Source organism: Oceanirhabdus sp. W0125-5, from assembly GCF_027938815.1.
In the GTDB taxonomy this organism is placed as follows: domain Bacteria; phylum Bacillota; class Clostridia; order Clostridiales; family Clostridiaceae; genus Oceanirhabdus.
This window is the reverse complement of record NZ_CP115913.1, coordinates 4,669,050-4,688,199: the sequence shown is the minus strand read 5'-3', so window position 1 is coordinate 4,688,199 and position 19,150 is coordinate 4,669,050. Positions and strand designations below refer to the sequence as shown.

The window sequence follows — 19,150 nt, the reverse complement described above, 5'->3', positions numbered from 1 at the left end:
AATGGACAAGTTATATAAAATGGTTGAAGGATATTATAAGCGTTTTCCGGAGGGGGTAGAACCTTTCCAAATGGTTACTAGGCTTTTGGAGGAATGTGGTGAGGTTGCAAGTGAAGTTAATCATTTTGAAGATAGTGGAATAAAAAGGCAAAAACATGGGGAACCAAGCAAAGAAGCTTTAGCTGTAGAATTAAAACAAGCAATGGTAGCATTAATGCAAATAGCAGTATATTATTCAGTTGAAGAAGAACTTGAAAAATCAATAGATGCTTCTTTAAAAAGAATGAAAGAGGAAAAACTTATTGATTAGACTTTTACAGGTATTTTGGGGAGGGGATAAGGGTGGTAACATTTGAAACAGATAGATTAGTATTAAGATCATTAAAAAGAGAAGATATAGATTCTGTAATGACATTTTGGGGAAATGAAGAGGTTATGAAATACTGTGGTGGTGCAGGAAGTAGAGAACGAGAGCTAAGGTCAATAGAATTTTATATGAATTTACAGAAGGAAAAAGGGTTCTCGCCATATATAGTAATTATAAAAGATAGTAATGAAGTTATAGGTGCGTGTGGTTTTAATCCTGCTGAGGATGAACATGAAATTGAACTTATATATCATTTTGCAGAGAAATATTGGGGAAGAGGGTATGCAACTGAAGCTGCCAATGGATGTATTAACTATGTACGTGAAAATCTTAAAATTAATAAGATAGTTGCATCTATATCTCCAGGGAATTCTTCCTCAAAAAAAGTATTAGAAAAATTGGGCTTTGAGTATATAGGTATGAAATGGTTTGAGGATATGAATGAAGAAGAACCTTGTTATGAGTTGAGGGTAAAAGAATAGAAGAACTTAAATAAGATTTTAATAAAAAACACTTTGGAATATACAAATTCAAAGTGTTTTTTATTGTTAAAAAGTAAGTAAAAATATTTATTGCTAAATTAAATTTTTACAAAATACGATAATATAATACTAAATATGTTATAATTTAACTTGGAAAAACATAGGTAATAAAACATAAATAAATAAACCGAAGGAGAAGAAACATGGCTAATGTAAAAGATAATAATGGTGTTTTTATAGGAGCTAGAGTTCTTACAGAAAATCAAATTAAACTAATAGTTCCTACGTTTGATACTATTATGGAACAGATTGAGGAGATAAGAACAGAAGCAGAAAGAGTAAAAGAAGAAAAAAGGACTTCACAGTATAATAATGCCATTGGATTATTTGGAGCAAGAGGAACAGGGAAGACATCTACTATTCTAACAATAAAAAATAAGTTAATTGAAGATAAACATAATATAATTTTAGATACAATTGAACCTGATACTTTTGGGGGAAACACCAAAATAATGGGTGCAATAATTGGAATGTTTAAAGATGTTCTAGAGAAAATGGAAGACTATATAAAAAATGAAGCAGATAAGGATAAGTATGGAGATTTTTTCTGTGATTGTAGATTTAAAAAGAATAATAAGTTAAGAAAAAGATATGAAGAAATGTTAGAGGCATACTGTTATACAGAAGGTGAATATAGAAAACTTCTTACAAAAGATTTTACTGATATGGAGACCTTCAAGAAAAAGTATTCAGAAGTATTAAAGCCTGATATTGAACTAAGCAAAAAAATAGAAAAATTCTATGATGAACTTGTACGGGTAAAAAGGATAGAGAGTAAAAAAGAACCGTTGATAGTTCTTTTTATCGATGATGTTGATCTTAAAACATCAAAGTGTAAAGAAATAATAGATGCAATGATGAAATATACATGTCATCCTAATGTTGTGTGTATATTATCAGGAGATTATGAAATATTAAATGAATCCATAACTTTATCCTTACTTGAAAGTGAAAAGTTAGCAAAAGATTTTGAGTATGCACATACAGAAATATTTAAAGATTCAAAGGTTATGGATGGGGAGTTTTCTTTATTAGATAGGAAAAAATATTTGACTCATGAGTACTTAAAAAAGATTTTACCTCCTGCTTTTAGACATAATGTAGTTACTTGGAATTTATCAAATATTCCTAAATTCTCGTTTGAAATAAAAGAAGGTGAAAAGAAAAAAAATGTTTATTTCTATGAAAAACTCACTGAAGTTTTTGGAGAAAACAGTATTTTCTCACCAATTAAAAATAATCAAACTGATATGGTTGAACTTATAAGAACACCATATAATATATTTGATACAACCCCAAGAGGATTGGTAAATGTATATTATTATTTAGATAAATTTAATAAAGAAAATTTTGAAAATGATGAATTAAAAGAAAGAAGATTTATATATATTAAGATGCTTATTGATACAATTATAGATTCCTCTAAAGAACTAGTAAGAAATAAGGAATTTATAAATAAGTGCTTACTGTGGGGGAATAATGAGAATACTACATTAATAAATTTTGAACACATAACTAATGAACTGATTAAAGGGAACGAATATATCCATATTAGTAAGGAAAAAGATAATGATAAAGATATAAAGTTAGAAAAAGATAGAAGGAAAGTGGTTCTAAATACTTTTTTATTATGCTATATTGCTCAAAGTAAGTTGGACAATGCAAAGTGTGAAGGTTATGAAAATGCTAAAAAAGCTTTTATATATGCAATGTATAAAGATAATTGGTATGTTGGATTTGCTGCCCAAAATGGTAATTTGACATTTGGTTCATTTAATAATTATTGGAGAAATGATTCATGGAATCTATATAATAACTGTATCAGAGAACTTTTAAAGTTTACAGATTTAACATTTGCTTTGAAATTCTATGAAAAATTTGTTGATGAAATGGAAGGTGCAGATATTTATATAAAAACTTCTTCTTCAGAAGAAGTTAATAAAAAAGTATTCAATGTAATATATGATATTTTATTTTTAACGAATGAATCATATGGAAAAGAAGTTTTAAGTAACTGGTATAACATGAATCAATATCAAATGGGGAAAATGGATAGTACTTTAAAGTTTTTAGACGAACTTTCAAGAACGAATACAGGTTATGAAGTTACTGAGAGAATTTTTAAGGATATAAGTATAAATATCGATATTTATAAAAAATCTATTAAAAATCAAACAAATGAAAATGATTCAGAAATAGAATATGGAATAACTAAATCATTTAGAGACAAATCCACTGAATATAATAGGTATTTTAAAAATGTAATTTTAAATAGATTTACAGAAATAAGAAAAAATCATGAGGGGTTTAAAAGTAATAGTATTGATGAGGAAATAGCTAAGAATAATATAAAATTAATAAAAATGCTGAAAAAAGTTAGTAAATTTAAAGAAGAAGATAAATTTAGAATAAATAAAATATTATTAAATAGAACTATACAAATATCAAATGATTTGAGCACAATATTACTAAGGATAGAGAATAAAGATAATATAATAACAATAAACGAATTTAAAGCAGAATTTCAGAAATTTATGAATGGAAATGCTGGTGTATCAGATACAACAATATATAATCAAGTAAAAAGTAATATAGATAAATTATTGGGTAAAATAGAAAACAACGCAATAAGTATTGATGTAGATAGATACATCAAATTAATGAAAGAACTAGATTATTTAGCGTATAGATCTAATGCTAGATATGGAATATTTGAAGCAAGAGAATTATTTGGATATATAAAGGAAAATGCAATATTAACCACAGATATGTTAGATAAGTATAATTTTTCAGAGGCTTTACATGAGTATAGCAATTATATAATTAAAGAAAAGAATGAGGAATTAATAGAAGGGGATTATTCAGATAAGAAAGAAAAAATGAGAACATTATTAAAAGAAGTTTACAACAAAGTTAAAGATGAAGATGATAAACTTTTAAAAGAGCTTGGAATGGATCCAGAAGACATGGAAAACTCACAAAACTAATAAATATCTAACTTAAAAACTGGAGTTGAAAATTGTGTTAAGAAAGATTGATGAAACCCTAAATATTGCACTATATCCATTTAAGAATCTGAATTTTTTTCAAAGAGATCTTATTATAGATGTAAATAAAGCTAAGAATGAAAAGAAAATTAAAATTATTAACGAATTATATAAACAAGTTAGAAACAGTTTAATCCATCAATATTCCATAAGGAATGCTGATGAAGTTGAACTTATGATAAAGAAATATTATGATTTCTTATTTGAAGATGAGAAGAGTGAATCTGAAAAGTATCATAGTGAGACAGCTGTATATAGACATTATTTTAAAATATTAAGTGATTTCTCAAAGAGTTTGATATCTCATAGAGATGGGAAGATTGTGTACAAACATTGGAAAAATCATATTGATGATAAGTTTCTAGGTCCTTATAGTGAACTTGAGAAGGTACATGTGTTTTATAATCTGAATAAAGTAATTTCTATCGATATTCTCGCTAGTATTTACTTTGTTAATAATGAGCTTAATGATATGGATCAACTTGAGAATTTCTATTCCATGGTAAACTTAGCTGATATGCAGCTTGATGATGTATTGGTTAAAGGTGTTGCGGAAAATCACATACATGCTAATGCATCATTCAATTTTAATATGAGCTGGGAAGTAATAGTAAATGAGAAACTCAAAGAGGAAAAGTATAATATGCTCTTTAATGGTTTTGTGAATAAAGACTTTGAAGAGGAACCAATTGTATATTTTAAAATGGCAACAATCCTTAGGATTTTATTAGCTGCTTTTATATATGATTTTGAGCGTATTAAAAAAGATATAACCTTTGGAAATTGGATACAGAACAAGTTCCAAGGGGAGAAAATTCTAGAAGAGTTTTTTGAGAATTTAGCTGAAAATAGAAAACTGAGTAAATATGGCAAGGGATATATGGATGATGTTCTTGATTCACTAAAGAAAGTTTTAGGTATAGATTGTGGTGATAGAAAGGATGATTTGATTTTTCATATCTTTACACAGCTTGATCATATAAAGACATATGGAGAAAATATATTTCTTATTAAAGCTTTGAAGTATATGAAAAACAGAATTATAGACAACAACTATGAAACCAAAGAAGATATACTTTTTTGTGAGTATTTTTTTCAGTATATAAGAATTAAGAATGAAACCTATCAACAATTAGTTCAAGGAGATAATATAAAGGGACTTACTTTTTTTCAAGAATATTTTAAAAGATCAACTAGCACTGTGAAAAATGTGCAAAGAGATGAGAAAGAGTATTACAAACTTATGCTTAGAACTTTATTTCAGAATGAATATCTTAAGAGAGTGGAGCTAAGGTTTTCCATACCTGAAAATGAAGATGAATTTAGAAGAAGCTTAAAGAACTTATTAAAAGCGTATTTAGAGGTTCTTGAAGGTGATTATTATGTGAATGAGGATAAGGATAAGGATTTCCCAAGAGTAGGAGTTGTCTTTCATCTTATAAAAGAACGAGATAAGGAGCCTATTGATAAATGTTGGTATCTATTTAATGAAGAGAAGGAAGGGACACATAAAAAGATTAGTTTTAAGGGATTGCAAAACAAATATATGAACCAGATAAATCTTCTTACAAAGCTTAGAAATGAAGAACCTTATCTATCACACTTTTTATTAGGTATAGATGCTGCAAGTCTTGAAAACAATACGCCTGTACAGGTTTTTGCACCTGTATATGATATGGCAAGAGATAGTAAAAATGATCCTATTAGTCTTAAAGATAAAAATGGAAGACTAATAAAGAATAAAAGTTTGGCATTTACCTTTCATGCAGGTGAGGATTTTAGACATCTTATATCAGGATTGAGAAGAATAGATGAGGTAATAGAGTATTGTAAATTTCATTCAGGAGATAGAATTGGACATGCTACAGCTTTAGGGGTAAATGTTGAACATTGGGCAAGTCAAAATCCAGTTGTTATTTTACCAAGAGGAGAATATTTAGATAATCTTTTATGGATGTGGGGAATATACACTGGAATCCAGAATGTAAATCCTAGAATCAATATAATTCTTGAACAGGAGATATATAAAATATCAAAAGATATATTTAAGAATAATACAGGTATAAACGCTCCCATGCTTCAAGAGGTATATCAAGAAAGATTCAAAGAGTTTACACTTAACGAAAATTATAGAGTCTCAATTGATGGCAGAGAAGATGAAGACAAGTACAGATATCCTTTGTTTTGTATTAATGCAGAGGATAATCAAAGAATAATTTGGGATGCAGATAAGTTATTACATGCCTATAATTGCAGATGTTATAAAAAGAAGATGGAAGAACCGATTTATGTTAAAGTAAGTGATATTGATGTTGAGATAATGAAAGAGATACAAAATTGGATAATGATACAATTAGCTAATAAAGGAATTGTAGTTGAGGTGAATCCAACATCAAATGCCATAATAGGTGAAATACGTAATATGTTTGATAACCATGCTTTTGTTATTAATAAGGTAGGGCAAAAAGAAAATTCAAATGTTATGTTCAATATAAACTCGGATGACCCTATGGTCTTTAATACAAATATCAGTAATGAATATGCATATCTTTACTATGGATTATTATACAGAGGCGTATGTAAAGAAGCTGCATTAGAGTGGATAGAAAAAAGGCGAGTATGTGGAATGGAAACATCATTTATAAATAATAAACTTAGCAATAGAGAATATTATGAATATCTAAAAGGTGCATTGGGAGAGTTGGGAATAGATTAAGAATATTACTATATGTAAATAGTTTTAAAAATTAAAGACAATATGTACTAGGACTTAAATAGATACTAGTATATATTGTCTTTGTTTGTATTAGCTTAGTTTAAATAAAACCTCATTATTTTGATTATTATTAGTCATATCATTAGAAGTTATATAATTATACAATAGCATATAACATTCTTTTTCATAAAGTTCATGATGTCGTATGTATTCATAATAAAAAACAATAGTAAGTACTAAAGTTAAAATGATTAAAGCAATCTTAATAAAAACTAATCCTTTTATAAGAAATGAACTAATTATAGCATCTAATAGAATCAAGAAAAAAATAAAACTCAATGATTTATAAAAATTATATTTAGATATATATTTTTGAATAAATGAGTTGATTTTTTCCATTCTAGCTAAACCACGAGCATGATTTAATATTAATTTCTTGTTAAACTTATCATCATATTTAGCTATAACATATGATATAAGATCTTTTGAATATGAGTATCTTTTTAACATTAAATTTCTAAATTTTAGATCTTTCATAATAATATCTATTAACTTAATATAAATCAAGGATAAAGTCTTAACAACATGTCCTAAAATATAAGCAACTATTGTTAAAATCATAAGTTGAGTAGCTGACAAATTTATATTCATTTTTAATATAGAATAATCTTTACCAGTCTTTATAATGTCTAATAAATTTACCATGGGAGAACCTAAAACATCATTTACTAGATAGTTATTCAATGGTATGTAAATGAATGTTAATACAATATATCCAGGTATGAGTATACCGAAGATATCATATAAACTTTCTTGTAACTTATCAAATAATTTCATGTATATTGTCCTTTCTGTAATGTATTCATATTGTTAAAATTTATTGTTTAATATAAATTATACCAAAATAAGCTATAGATATAAATAGATTAGATAGTATTTTGTAAATTGAAATAATTACACCTTGATGTTAAAATGTAGTTATATTGATAAATATGGAAAACTATGAATAATGAGGTGGAAAAATGGCTATTGGTGCTGGAAAGTTATATAGGGAGAACTTACCTGATAATAAAAAGAAAATTTTAGATAATATAAAAAATCAGATAGAAACTATTAGAAATGAAAAACAAGAGATTTCTGAGCCTAATAATTTTATATCTATAATTGGAGGAAGAGGGTATGGTAAGACGTCTATTGCATTAACTGTTCAAAAAGAATTAGAAGAGAAAGAAAATAATAAAATATTAAGAAATAATATAATTTTAGATATAATAGATCCTACAAAGTTTAATGTAGAAAAAAATGCATTAGGATGGATAATTTCTATGTTAGATGAAGAGGTGAAGAAATTAGGAAAGCGAGTTAAGAATAAAGTTTATTGTGATGAAGTGAATTCTAGCTACGAGAGTGTAGTGGAAAAATTTAAAGCACTCAAAGAGAATTATATTCAATCTAGAAGTTTATTTAAAAAGAAAGGAGCATACATTTCAGAAGGAAGTTATGAGTTTAAAAAGGTTATAGAAAACACAATGTTTTCAGATGTTAAACTTAGTGATTGTTTTAAGAAATTTATCGATAAATTCATTTGTTGTATTAAAGAAGAAAATTCAAGAAATGGGTATAAAGATACTAATCCGTTACTGTTTATAACTTTTGATGATGTTGATTTAAGTCCTAAATATGCATCAGAGATAATTGATCTTATATTAAGTTATTTATCACATAAATCCATAGTAGTATTCATATTAGGAGATTATAAAACATTTAAAGAAGCCAAGGTTATGGATTTATGGAATAGTGAGAAGGTTCCTAGTCACTTTGATAAAGGAACAATTATAAATGATAAAAGCATATTTGAAGATGTTATAGCTAGAACAGATTATATTTTAGAAAAGGCGTTACCAACCGCGTATAGAAATTATGTTGATGAAATTAATCTGGAAGATAAAGCTAGATTTACTCCTTATGGTAAAAAATATTATGAGAAAGAATCTAAAGATAAAGAAAGTAAGGATAAATATTTAATACCTAAACTAATTGAACTATTGAAGAAATTTAATATTAAAGGAACTACAAATAATGAAGAGTATAGTCTTAAAAGCTTTATGGAAGAGATGTTAATAAATCCTACTGTATTAATGGAGGAGTATCAGAAGATCAAAGATTCTCCTAGAAATTTTAATGGGATTGATTATGAAATTGAAAAATTAGAAGAGTTTATTGATAAATATAATAAGGAGAAAAAAGAACCTTCTCTCTATGTTCATGCTTTTGGGGACACCCCTAGAAGTCTAATAAATGCATATGAGATGCTAAAAAATTGTAATATTAAAGAAGTCTTAAAATCAGGTTATAAAGTTCTAATTAAAAATGGTGAATTAATTAAGGATATAAATGAAGAAAGAGACTTTAATTCAAATAATTTTATTGATATAACAAAGCTAGGAAAAGGAATTAATGATGGAAGAACAATTATTGAGAATAACTTTAAAGTATTAAATCAACTTTATGATATTTTATTTTCAACAAATTTAGATTTAAAGGAAAATGGAGACAAATTTAAATTTGTAGATATTATTGATGTTGATAAAAATGATAAGAAATTTAAGTTTAATTTTAATAATATAAGATTTAAAGCTAAACCCAATATAAAATATAAAGAATTTAATGTTTCACAAGAATTACTTATTATTGAATATATAGATAAAAGTAATAAGGTAATAAAATTAAATCATTCTCAGAGTGCATTTTTACAATTGTTCTATGATTTATGTAATAAGTATTTAAATGAAGATTACATTAATATAGAAGGGCATATGGATTTATCAAATATTTGGATTTTCAGAAGAGAGGAAGAGGGGATTGATATAAGAATGATAAATTTCAGGTTCTTCTCACAATATTACATGTTCCAAAAAGTGTATGAATTATATATACCATTGATAATACAAGATAGACAAGTACATAGAAACGTTAGAGACAGATTTAAAAGGTATATAAAAGAAGTATTATTTTATGCGTATATGGAAGTAAGATTAATAGATAAGCTTCCTATGACAATATTTGGTAAAAGTGACAAGGAAATTCTAGAATCTTTACTTGGATATTATGAAGAAGAATTTAGAAATAATATTACGTATATTAATTTAGAAAGTTATAAGTATGATTATAGAAAAGCTACTTTTATAGATTTTATTAAATATTTTGATGAGAATTATAATGAATTTAATAAAGATTTCGGAATGTATATTAATCAAGAAAATAAAGAACTTGTTTTTTACAACTCGTATGTTAATTATATATTTGATAAAAGTAGCTTAGATAGTAGAATAGCTTCATTAAAAGAGCGAGTAGATAGTGATATGAACCTTATGAAAGATAATGGTGTAATAATTAAACTTCATGAGAGTTTATCAAAAGAAAAGATTAATTGGAACGACACTAGATCTGAGTTGTTTAAGATTCTGGAAGTATTTTCTTTAAAAATAATTTTAGAAATTTTTAAAGATAGTAATACTTTACGAGATTATAAAAATGAACTTTTTATAAGTTTAGATGAAATAATAGATAATATGACTCTAAGATTATCAGATAAAGAGGTTAGACACGCAGCTTTAAATACGTATAGAAATATAAATATTTTTATAAAACAAGCACAGCAAGGAATAAAGACAGGGAAGTACGAGATTTTTGATAAAATAGCAGAAATTATTAAAGAAAGAGAAAGTTATAAACCTTTAAGAAAAAAGGAAGAAATAATAGTTGAAGATAAAATAGTTGAAAATCAAATAAATGCTGTTATAGAAACATCAATGATTGTTAAGAAATTTGCAGATATAAGCCAGGATGATTTTGAAAAAATGTATTTATTAAGAAATCAAGAACGTAATATAGAAGAAAGATTTAATGATATAGAATTAGAATTATTTAAGACAATCGGTACAAAAGCTAGAGGATATACAAAGTATGATAATATAATGGAGATGATTTCTAAGCTTGACAGTACATATATGAAGAAATATCCAATGTACAAATATTTGTTATCTTTAAAAGAGGATACTCAACCTAAATCAAAGGATGACAAGGATAAGTTATATAAGGATATTATTTTCAATGATATTTTAGGTATGATAAAGGAATATATTCAATTTACAATCGTATCAATAGCATATAGTGTTTTACCTGAGGACGAAAAAGAGAATAGAGTTTTGGATTTATATTATGTAATTTTTAATACTATCAAAAAGAGTAATATGTATGAGTTAACTAGAGACGATAAATTTAGATTTTTTAGAGAAATAGATCAAATTACAATTAAAAATATTGATAAATTTTATGGAGAGTCATCTGAACTTATTGGAACAGTTACAGTGAGGAACAAGGAAAATGAATAATGGATTATATCTTCAAAAGCTTAAAATTCAACTTTATCCCATGAATTCATTTAATGGATACTCTCTTTTAATAAAAAATGATGTACCAAAAGGTAAAGAAAAACAAGCAATTTTTGATATATATGATGAAGTTAGAGAAGGATTTTATACAACAAAGTTTGATTCTATAAATCTTCTTATAGATAAGTTTTGGAATCAAGATGAGTATGGATTTGATTCTTTTGCAATAAGTAAATTTAATTGTGAAGACTACCTTCAGAAACTATGTATATCTTTATCTAAAAAATACTTATACTTGAAAAATGGTTCTCTTTATGTAGATGGAAATAAAAGAAGATGGGACTCTCTTGATAAGTATGATGATCAAATTGAAATTGGAGAGAATTATAATAATAAGTTTCAGTGGTATTATTTAAAGCATTTAATAGATACAGATATTTTAGTTGCTGCATTTATGGCAGATAATGATTTTAATTCTTATGGAAGCTATAAAATTTGGAGAAATTCCATACAAACAACAAATACTCTTCTTGATAAAGTTCTTGATGATGGAGTTGCAGAGCTACATATGCACTTGAATGCAGGAAAAAGGTTTTTAGCTATATGGACAGATTTGATGAATGATACAAATAATAAAAGAGGAAAAACTAAGGATAGCTTGCTTAAGAAAATAACTACTAATACTTCAGAAGGAAAAATATCCTTGGAACATTATATTAAAGTTGCTAAAATAATCAGAGTATTAATGGCGGCATATATATCTAGTGAAAAACAAGAAATCACGAAGATAAAAGATTTTATAAAAGAGCTTGATAAAAATAAGTTAAAAGATACAAAGAACTGTAATAATGAAGAGGATATAATATGTAACAATGGGAAAATTGATTTTTCTAAAATATGTAATGAATTAATAAATGGAGAAAAATTTCATAATAGAAACGATATTTATTTCAATAGTTATTTTAATAAGCTAATGGAAATCTATGAGCTTAATTATGAGGTGCTAAAAAGAAATGGAGAGTCCTTGATTTTTAAGGATATCATAACACATCTATTTAGTGAATTTTATGGAATAGACTATGGTAAAAATGAAACCTTCATTAAAAATGGATTGGAGTACGATATTTCTCCAGAACATATATTATTAACTAAGTGTTTTCTTAAACTAAATAAAAATAAAGATGAATGGTTTTCAAAACTATTTTGGCAATATATAAAGATTAAAAATCTAGTTTATAAATTTTTTATTCAACAGAATACATGCGGAAAAGGATTAGATGTCTTTAGTAGCATTTATAGCAGGCAGGGTCAATTTGGATCAGAAGCTTTTTTCCAGGAGATATTTTCAAGACATACTGATAGTGGAATTATGAAGAAGATGGAAGTAAGAATTGGTCCAGATATAAATGAAGAAAGAGCCAGAAAAACACTTGCTAATATCTTTAAAGGATACAAAAAGGTTTTATTAAATACTAAGCATAATAATGTTCCTCTGATTGGTATAACATATCATTTTATAAAAAGAAAACAGGATTTAAAAGACTCGTGTTATTATTTATACTCTACAAAGAATAATGAGAGGTATAATTATTATGGATCTCTTGAAAATAAATACTATGAGGAATCCAAAGTAATAAGCAAATTGAGAAGTGAGATTCCTTATCTTGATAATTATATTGTAGGGATAGATGCTGCAAGTAAGGAAAATGATACTGAACCTTATGTTTTTATAAAAGCATATAATAATCTAAGGAGTAATGTAAATAGTTCTTACAAAAATCATTTGCAAAGTGGATTCAAAAAAGATATTGGATTTACATTCCATGTTGGAGAAGAGTATAGAGATATTATAAGTGGTCTTAGACATGTTGATGAGGTAATTGAGAAGCTAAAATTCAGAGCTGGTGACAGACTTGGGCATGCTATAGTTATAGGAATTGACATAGATAAGTGGGCAAGTATTAATCCAATAGTTTACTTAACCTTGGGAGAATATTTTGAGAACCTATTATGGGAATGGGGCCTTTATGTTGAAGACTATGAATATAGGGATACTGAAAATATAGCCTTTATAGAGAATAAAATCATGGAAGCTGCTGAGATGATTTTTGGATTTACAGAAGGAATTACAGTAAGAGAGTTGTATAAAAATTATCTTAAGAAATTTAAAACAATAGAGAATCATATATGTCCAAGGGAAGATAAATGCTTTTTAATTGAACATTCAAGAATAAAAGAAGAAGTTAAAAAAGACAATCATTATTTTTCAGAAGAGAATATTAATTGGACGCCCTTAAGTATATATGCTGCCCTAAATTGTAAATACTTCTTAAAAAATATTAAAAAAACTATATCAATTAATATTAATAGTGATGTTGTTGTAAAATATAAAAAGCTTCAGGAGTATATGAAGAAAAAAATCAGTAATAGAGGAATAATAATTGAAACAAACCCCACCTCTAATCTTATGATAGGTGATTTTGCAAGGTATGAAGACTATCATATTTTAAATATGAGTTCTCCTGAAAAGGAAGATGTTATAGTTACAATAAACACGGATGATCCAGTAATATTTAATACCATGATAAAGGATGAGTTCGCATTAATTTATGATATATTGATGAAAGATGGAAGATATCCAAATAAAGAGATAATAAAGTGGCTAGATAAAATCAGAGTAAATGGATTAAAATATAGTTTTATTGAAGACAGAGGGCTCAATAAATATGATTTAAAGAAAGAAATAGAACTGATTATAAAGGAATTGGAAAAATAATAAAAGAGAACAGTTGATTTTTCAACTGTTCTCTTTTATAGGTACATCTTTTGAATCAGAATTTTTAATATGATGATATAGGACGAAACAAGATTCTTTAAAATAAAGTTCATAATGACGTCTGAATTCACGGTAGAAACAAATCATTGATAAAAAAGATAAAGAAAGAACAAAAATCTCAACACTAGGGATTTTATTATTAGATTTAAAAATTAAGTAATCTACTCCAACAAATATAGTTAAAGAAGTTGCAAGATGAAAAAAATTGAACTTTGCTATATATTCTTGAATTAAAAATTTACATTTTTGTGTTCGTGCTAAAAAAGAGAAAACTAATAAAAGAATAAAAAGGATAGTACAAGGAGCCGTATTATTGAATAAAAATAATATACTATCTAGTAATAATAAAAAAGATAAAAAAGTTATAGATAGATAAAAATTGTATTTAGCAATATATTTTTGTATTAAAGATGGATAATTATGTATTCGTGCTAATGAACGAGCATGGCGTAAAATAAAATCTTCTTTAATGTTGTCATCTTTATAACATTCTTTAAGATAATTATAAAGTTCAGTGCAAAAGTCTCCGTCTTTTAACTTTGATTTAATTGGAATATAAATTAAGTGCTTATTTAGTGCTTTTGACAAATTGTTAATTATATTACCAGTTAAAAAAGAACTTAAAACAATTAATCCAGTAATCAAAGGAGTTAATTCAAAGTTAAGTAACTGTAACTTATTATTACTGATAAGCAGTATTATGCTTTCAATTGGAGAATAGAAACTATCATGATTTTGAATAATTTGAGATGCATTATTGTTTACAAATATAGTTATATATATAGCAATATTTATAATTAATCCAGGTATTATAAAACCAAAGATGTCATAAAGACTTTCCTGAAGCTTGTCTAAAAATTTCATTTTGTTCCTCCTAAATATATTTATTCCAATTAAGTATATAAAATCAACTTTATAAAATCAAGAATATTTTTTAATTTTGATTATGAAAAAAAGTGTAAGAGTTGAGAAAAATCAATATATTACAAGGTGAAAAATTACATTAATGGTGATATAATAAATGTAAATAATGTATTATTAAGTAATAATATAGGGGGAAAAATGGGGAGTAGTAAGATTATTAGGAATATATGTGTATCAGTTATCACAATAATAGCATTATTAATTCTTGTAATATCAGCCTTTGTAGGAACCATATATTTAGCTGCCAAAGGAATTCTTTTTTGTGAATTTATGGGATTGCAGATGCATGAGTGGTTTATAGCTATATGTGGAATAAGCATCTTTGTAATATTATTATGTGTATTTAATGGGATAAGGAGAAAAAAGAAAGAATGTGGAAAGCTGAAATACATATTAAAAAGAAAAGATAGAATAACACATAGTATAGCATTTATTTTAATATTGATTATTTATATAACACAGGTATATATGATTACAAGTGGATTTAAAGAATTTGACTCACAGACAATTCTGTTAATGTATTCTTTTACTCCAGTTCCAATATTGAATGGATATTATAATTTTGAAAAAGTGGGGATTTCGGAAGGGGGAGTGTATTATTCAGGAGATTTTTATAAGTGGGACAAGGTATCAGAAGTTAGTTTTAATGGAAATACATTAAATATAGCTGTAAGTAATAAGTTTTTTAGAAGAAAGGATAAGCTTGAAATTCAGTTTACTGTAAAAGATTTTATAAGTAAGGATGTTGCTGAGTTTCTAAAGGAGAAGATAGGGGGATAAAATAATGATAAGATTAGAAAAAATAACACAAGAAAATTTCGATGAATGTATAAATCTAAAGGTTGCTGAGGAACAGAAAGATTTTGTTTCATCACCTACCCTTTCCTTGGCAAAGGCATATATACATTATGATGTAATATCGCCTTTTGCAATTTACAATGATGATATAATAGTAGGATTCATTATGCTGCGTTATAATGAGGGGTACAATAGTTATTTTATTTGGCAACTGATGATTGATGAGAAATATCAGTCAAAAGGGTATGGAAAACAGGCTACTAAGCTTGCTATTGAATGGATGAAAAAAGATGAGAGATGTAAGGAAATTGTTACAACCTACAAAAAAGGTAACAATTGCGCTAGGGACTTGTATCTCAAATTGGGCTTTGAACACATGGAGGACTTTGGAGATGATGAAATGGATATGGTGTTGAGATGGTAATATCTTGGGCTTGATAAAGATATTTTAAATTATAATTATGACACTTTAATTAGAAAGATAGTGTTTTTAATTCTTATATATTGATTTGATATCCATGCTGATTTATTATATATCTAAAGTTTAAAATGGAGTGGAGATGTATTAGAATGGAAATATTATATGAAAAGGTGAAAAAACTTTTTAATATATATATATTATCAGTGTTTGTAATATATATAAGTATTTTTGGCAGTATTGCATTTAAGGATTATAAAAGCAGTTTAGTAGTAGCAGTTGTAATTGGAATCTTAAGCATACCTGCATATTTAATTGGGAAAAAGGTTGATAAGTACAGGATAGTGAATCCAATACTTAATTCTATAGCAATTGGATTATCTGTTGGAGCTTTGTATAGTTATTGCGAATTAAGTTTAAGGTTTATAAACATCGTAATTCCAATATTGATTATAGTTGATTTGATATTTGCAAATAAGTTGATAATGAGAAACTTGAGATCTTATAAATGGATAATGTTAATAAACGTTCTTATAGCTATAGGAGCTGTAATTGGGGCATTTATTCTATGGAATACTAACAAAATATTATCTATTCAAATAATATTTTTATCATTAACACATATATCTTATTTTTCAGGTGTATTTTTGCTCAAGAAAGATAAATCAGATTTATGGTTTATATTAAGTATTACGTATTTTTTAGCTTTTGTAGTTATTTTTATTTTAGTAATATGTTTTATTTTTGAAGCAGGAGATGGATTTTTAGAAGCATTCTTTGACATAGAGCCTCCTTCTAAAAAGAAAGCAAAGAGAAATAATCAAATTTGATAACTAATGGATTGTGTGAAAATAGAACTTTATGTGCCAGGGGCGTGTAGAGTTCTTTTATTTGAATAATATTGTGAGGGAAATAGGATTAAGAAGACTATAGAGGGCATTGATACATAATCGCGAATAAAACTGACTTTATAGTAAAAAATATCATAATAGGTATTAAATTAAGAAAGGTCAGATGAAGGTGAATAAGAATATAAATAAACATATGATGCGAGCTGTTGGACAACAATTAAGAAGTCCTAAATGTGAATATGTTAGAGAACATTATTATAGGTTAATGGATATGGGATATTCAAAATTAGAGACGAAGAAATTACTAGCTTCAGCATTGTTAAATGAAATGTGGAAAGTTGATAATTTGAAAAAGAAATTTGATGAAGAGTTGTATATGAAAAATTTGGAAAAATTACCTGAAACACCTTGGATTGAAGATATGAGAAATACTGTTGTAAAAGAAGATAGCATAGGAAGAAATGATCCGTGCACTTGTGGCAGTGGAAGGAAGTATAAGAGGTGTTGTGGTGCAAAATATTGATATATAGTAAAATGAATGTTAAAGAGAAGACTTATCTGAGGATAGGTCTTTTTATTTTAAATACAAATAGGTAAACATATAAAAATTATTCTTGAGTATATGTAATATTAATAATATAATTTAACAGTATAGGATAAATTATGTTATATTTTGAATAATATTTCGAATTGGAAATATTATTCGTTTGATATTATAGGGGGAGGGTAAAATGAGTAGAAGCAAAATTATAACTTTATTATTGGTACTGGCTGTTTTTATTGTGACAATTATATTAGGGATATTATTTATTAATACAGGATTAATCGAGACGAAGTTTATGGGAGTAGGAATACTAGATTGGTTTCAAATTATAGTTGTTATAATTATATCTTTTGTAGTGCTTAATGACTTTATTAAGGTGAGACTTAAAAGAAGTAGATACGGGAAACTGAAATACAAGTTAAAAAGAAAAGACAAGAAGAAACAAAATATTGGATTAGTAATATTGGTTATTATATTTTTTATACAAGTATCAATTTTTTCAGAGAAATTTAATACGTTTAATTTACATACAATTGTAGCAATATATTTTGTTGCGATGTTACCTTTACTATTTTTATACAGGAATATTGAAAAAGAAGGTCTTGGTGAAGGTGGAATTCATTACTGGGGAGAAATAGTTAAGTGGGAACAGGTATTAAGATATAGTTTCAATGAAAATAAATTAACTATAACTGCACATAAAAAGATTTATAGGAAGGATGAAATATTTGAGATTCCTTTTATTATAGAAGATAGTGATAAGAATGAGTATAAGGCATTTTTGGAAGAAAAAATGAGTGATGTAATTTAGATGTAAAAAAAGGAGATAGTCTTTCTATCTCCTTTTAATTATATAAAATTAAATTTTTTCAAGAACAAATAAAGCCCAACCTTCATAATCTTTTCTATAATTAAAGTACATTTTATACCAATAGTCAATCCATTCTTGTTTCTTCTGGTAATCAATATGATTTGGATTATTTTTTAACCATTTCAAATCACGACGTGCACTCCAAGTTACGTATCTTTCCCATTCATTCTGTGTGCAACCTGCAATGTGGGTAATTAAATAACCACACTCTTTTGAAATATCATAAATCTCTTCTAGTGTATTAAGTTCACCTTGAAACTTAATCAACTCCTTTGGGGTTTCTTTATTATGAAAATATGGTGTACCAATTAATATTTTACCATCTTCTTTTATGAATGACTCAAGAAACCTGATAGTACCTTTTAAACCACCAAACAAATCTTCACCACTGAGACAGGCTACATCATACTTTTCATTATCATGATATTCTTTTACATTTTCAACAACCAAGGATATTTTATTATTAAGTCCATTTTGACTTATTCTTTCATTACCCTTGTTAATGAATTCCGTACAAATATCTACCCCTTTACCTGAGATACTAAAGGCTTCACACCAAATTTTAAGCATTTCTCCATATCCACAGCATAAATCTAGAACCTTACTTTGATTATTTAATCCCATATAATAACCTGCTTCAACTATTTTTTCTACTGGTGTCATACTGATTAAATAACTACTTTCTTCACAATTTTTAATAATATTATTATAATCCATTCTTGTCCCCTTTTATTATATTATTTATTTACAGGAAAAACAGACTACATAATAATAGTTTGTAAAACCTGTTGAATTATTCTGATACTACCTCAAATACTTTTAAACTTTTCATCCAACATCAT

The 19,150-nt window shown here is 26.4% G+C and carries 13 protein-coding genes and 1 pseudogene; 11 read left to right on the top strand and 3 right to left on the bottom strand.

Features of this window, described 5'->3' with window-relative positions:
* The first annotated feature begins 1 nt into the window (after position 1).
* The 4 genes from OW730_RS21855 (at position 2) to OW730_RS21840 (ending at position 6,672) form a co-directional block, all read left to right on the top strand.
* Positions 2-310 carry a hypothetical protein gene (locus tag OW730_RS21855; protein ID WP_271226170.1) on the top strand — a complete coding sequence of 103 codons (309 nt, stop codon included), beginning with the start codon at positions 2-4 and terminating at the stop codon, positions 308-310.
* Between the two features lie 32 nt (positions 311-342).
* Positions 343-849 carry a GNAT family N-acetyltransferase gene (locus OW730_RS21850; protein ID WP_271226169.1) on the top strand — a complete coding sequence of 169 codons (507 nt, stop codon included), beginning with the start codon at positions 343-345 and terminating at the stop codon, positions 847-849.
* A gap of 203 nt (positions 850-1,052) precedes the next feature.
* The gene (locus OW730_RS21845) at positions 1,053-3,896 is read left to right on the top strand and encodes a hypothetical protein (RefSeq protein WP_271226168.1); all 2,844 of its coding nucleotides are present in this window, start codon (positions 1,053-1,055) and stop codon (positions 3,894-3,896) included.
* A 34-nt stretch (positions 3,897-3,930) separates the two neighbouring features.
* Positions 3,931-6,672 (top strand): hypothetical protein, encoded by a 2,742-nt coding sequence (locus OW730_RS21840; protein ID WP_271226167.1) that lies wholly within the window; start codon positions 3,931-3,933, stop codon positions 6,670-6,672.
* A 90-nt stretch (positions 6,673-6,762) separates the two neighbouring features.
* Here OW730_RS21840 and OW730_RS21835 read toward each other — a convergent pair whose 3' ends face one another.
* Entirely contained in the window at positions 6,763-7,509 is a 747-nt protein-coding gene (locus OW730_RS21835) for a hypothetical protein (RefSeq protein WP_271226166.1), read from the bottom strand.
* A gap of 185 nt (positions 7,510-7,694) precedes the next feature.
* On the opposite strand from OW730_RS21835, the gene OW730_RS21830 reads away from it, so the two are divergent.
* Complete coding sequence (locus tag OW730_RS21830; protein ID WP_271226165.1) at positions 7,695-11,066, top strand: hypothetical protein; 3,372 nt, start codon at positions 7,695-7,697, stop codon at positions 11,064-11,066.
* Positions 11,059-13,842 carry a hypothetical protein gene (locus tag OW730_RS21825; protein ID WP_271226164.1) on the top strand — a complete coding sequence of 928 codons (2,784 nt, stop codon included), beginning with the start codon at positions 11,059-11,061 and terminating at the stop codon, positions 13,840-13,842. Before OW730_RS21830 ends, OW730_RS21825 begins: the two co-directional genes overlap by 8 nt.
* 21 nt (positions 13,843-13,863) lie before the next feature.
* On the opposite strand, the gene OW730_RS21820 is transcribed toward OW730_RS21825, so the two are convergent.
* Positions 13,864-14,766 (bottom strand): hypothetical protein, encoded by a 903-nt coding sequence (locus OW730_RS21820; RefSeq protein WP_271226163.1) that lies wholly within the window; start codon positions 14,764-14,766, stop codon positions 13,864-13,866.
* Positions 14,767-14,892: 126 nt separating this feature from the next.
* Between OW730_RS21820 and OW730_RS21815 the strand changes: the two genes are divergently transcribed.
* From OW730_RS21815 to OW730_RS21795, 5 genes and pseudogenes are all read left to right on the top strand, one after another.
* Positions 14,893-15,606 carry a hypothetical protein gene (locus OW730_RS21815; protein ID WP_271226162.1) on the top strand — a complete coding sequence of 238 codons (714 nt, stop codon included), beginning with the start codon at positions 14,893-14,895 and terminating at the stop codon, positions 15,604-15,606.
* 4 nt (positions 15,607-15,610) lie between these two features.
* Positions 15,611-16,048 (top strand): GNAT family N-acetyltransferase, encoded by a 438-nt coding sequence (locus tag OW730_RS21810; RefSeq protein WP_271226161.1) that lies wholly within the window; start codon positions 15,611-15,613, stop codon positions 16,046-16,048.
* A gap of 146 nt (positions 16,049-16,194) precedes the next feature.
* Complete coding sequence (locus OW730_RS21805) at positions 16,195-16,872, top strand: hypothetical protein (protein WP_271226160.1); 678 nt, start codon at positions 16,195-16,197, stop codon at positions 16,870-16,872.
* A 451-nt stretch (positions 16,873-17,323) separates the two neighbouring features.
* Positions 17,324-17,416 (top strand): annotated as a pseudogene (locus OW730_RS21800) (SEC-C metal-binding domain-containing protein); the annotation flags it as partial.
* A gap of 208 nt (positions 17,417-17,624) precedes the next feature.
* The gene (locus OW730_RS21795; RefSeq protein WP_271226159.1) at positions 17,625-18,248 is read left to right on the top strand and encodes a hypothetical protein; all 624 of its coding nucleotides are present in this window, start codon (positions 17,625-17,627) and stop codon (positions 18,246-18,248) included.
* A 48-nt stretch (positions 18,249-18,296) separates the two neighbouring features.
* Here the strand turns inward: OW730_RS21795 and OW730_RS21790 are convergent, their stop codons facing one another.
* Complete coding sequence (locus OW730_RS21790; protein ID WP_271226158.1) at positions 18,297-19,025, bottom strand: SAM-dependent methyltransferase; 729 nt, start codon at positions 19,023-19,025, stop codon at positions 18,297-18,299.
* Positions 19,026-19,150: the final 125 nt, after the last annotated feature.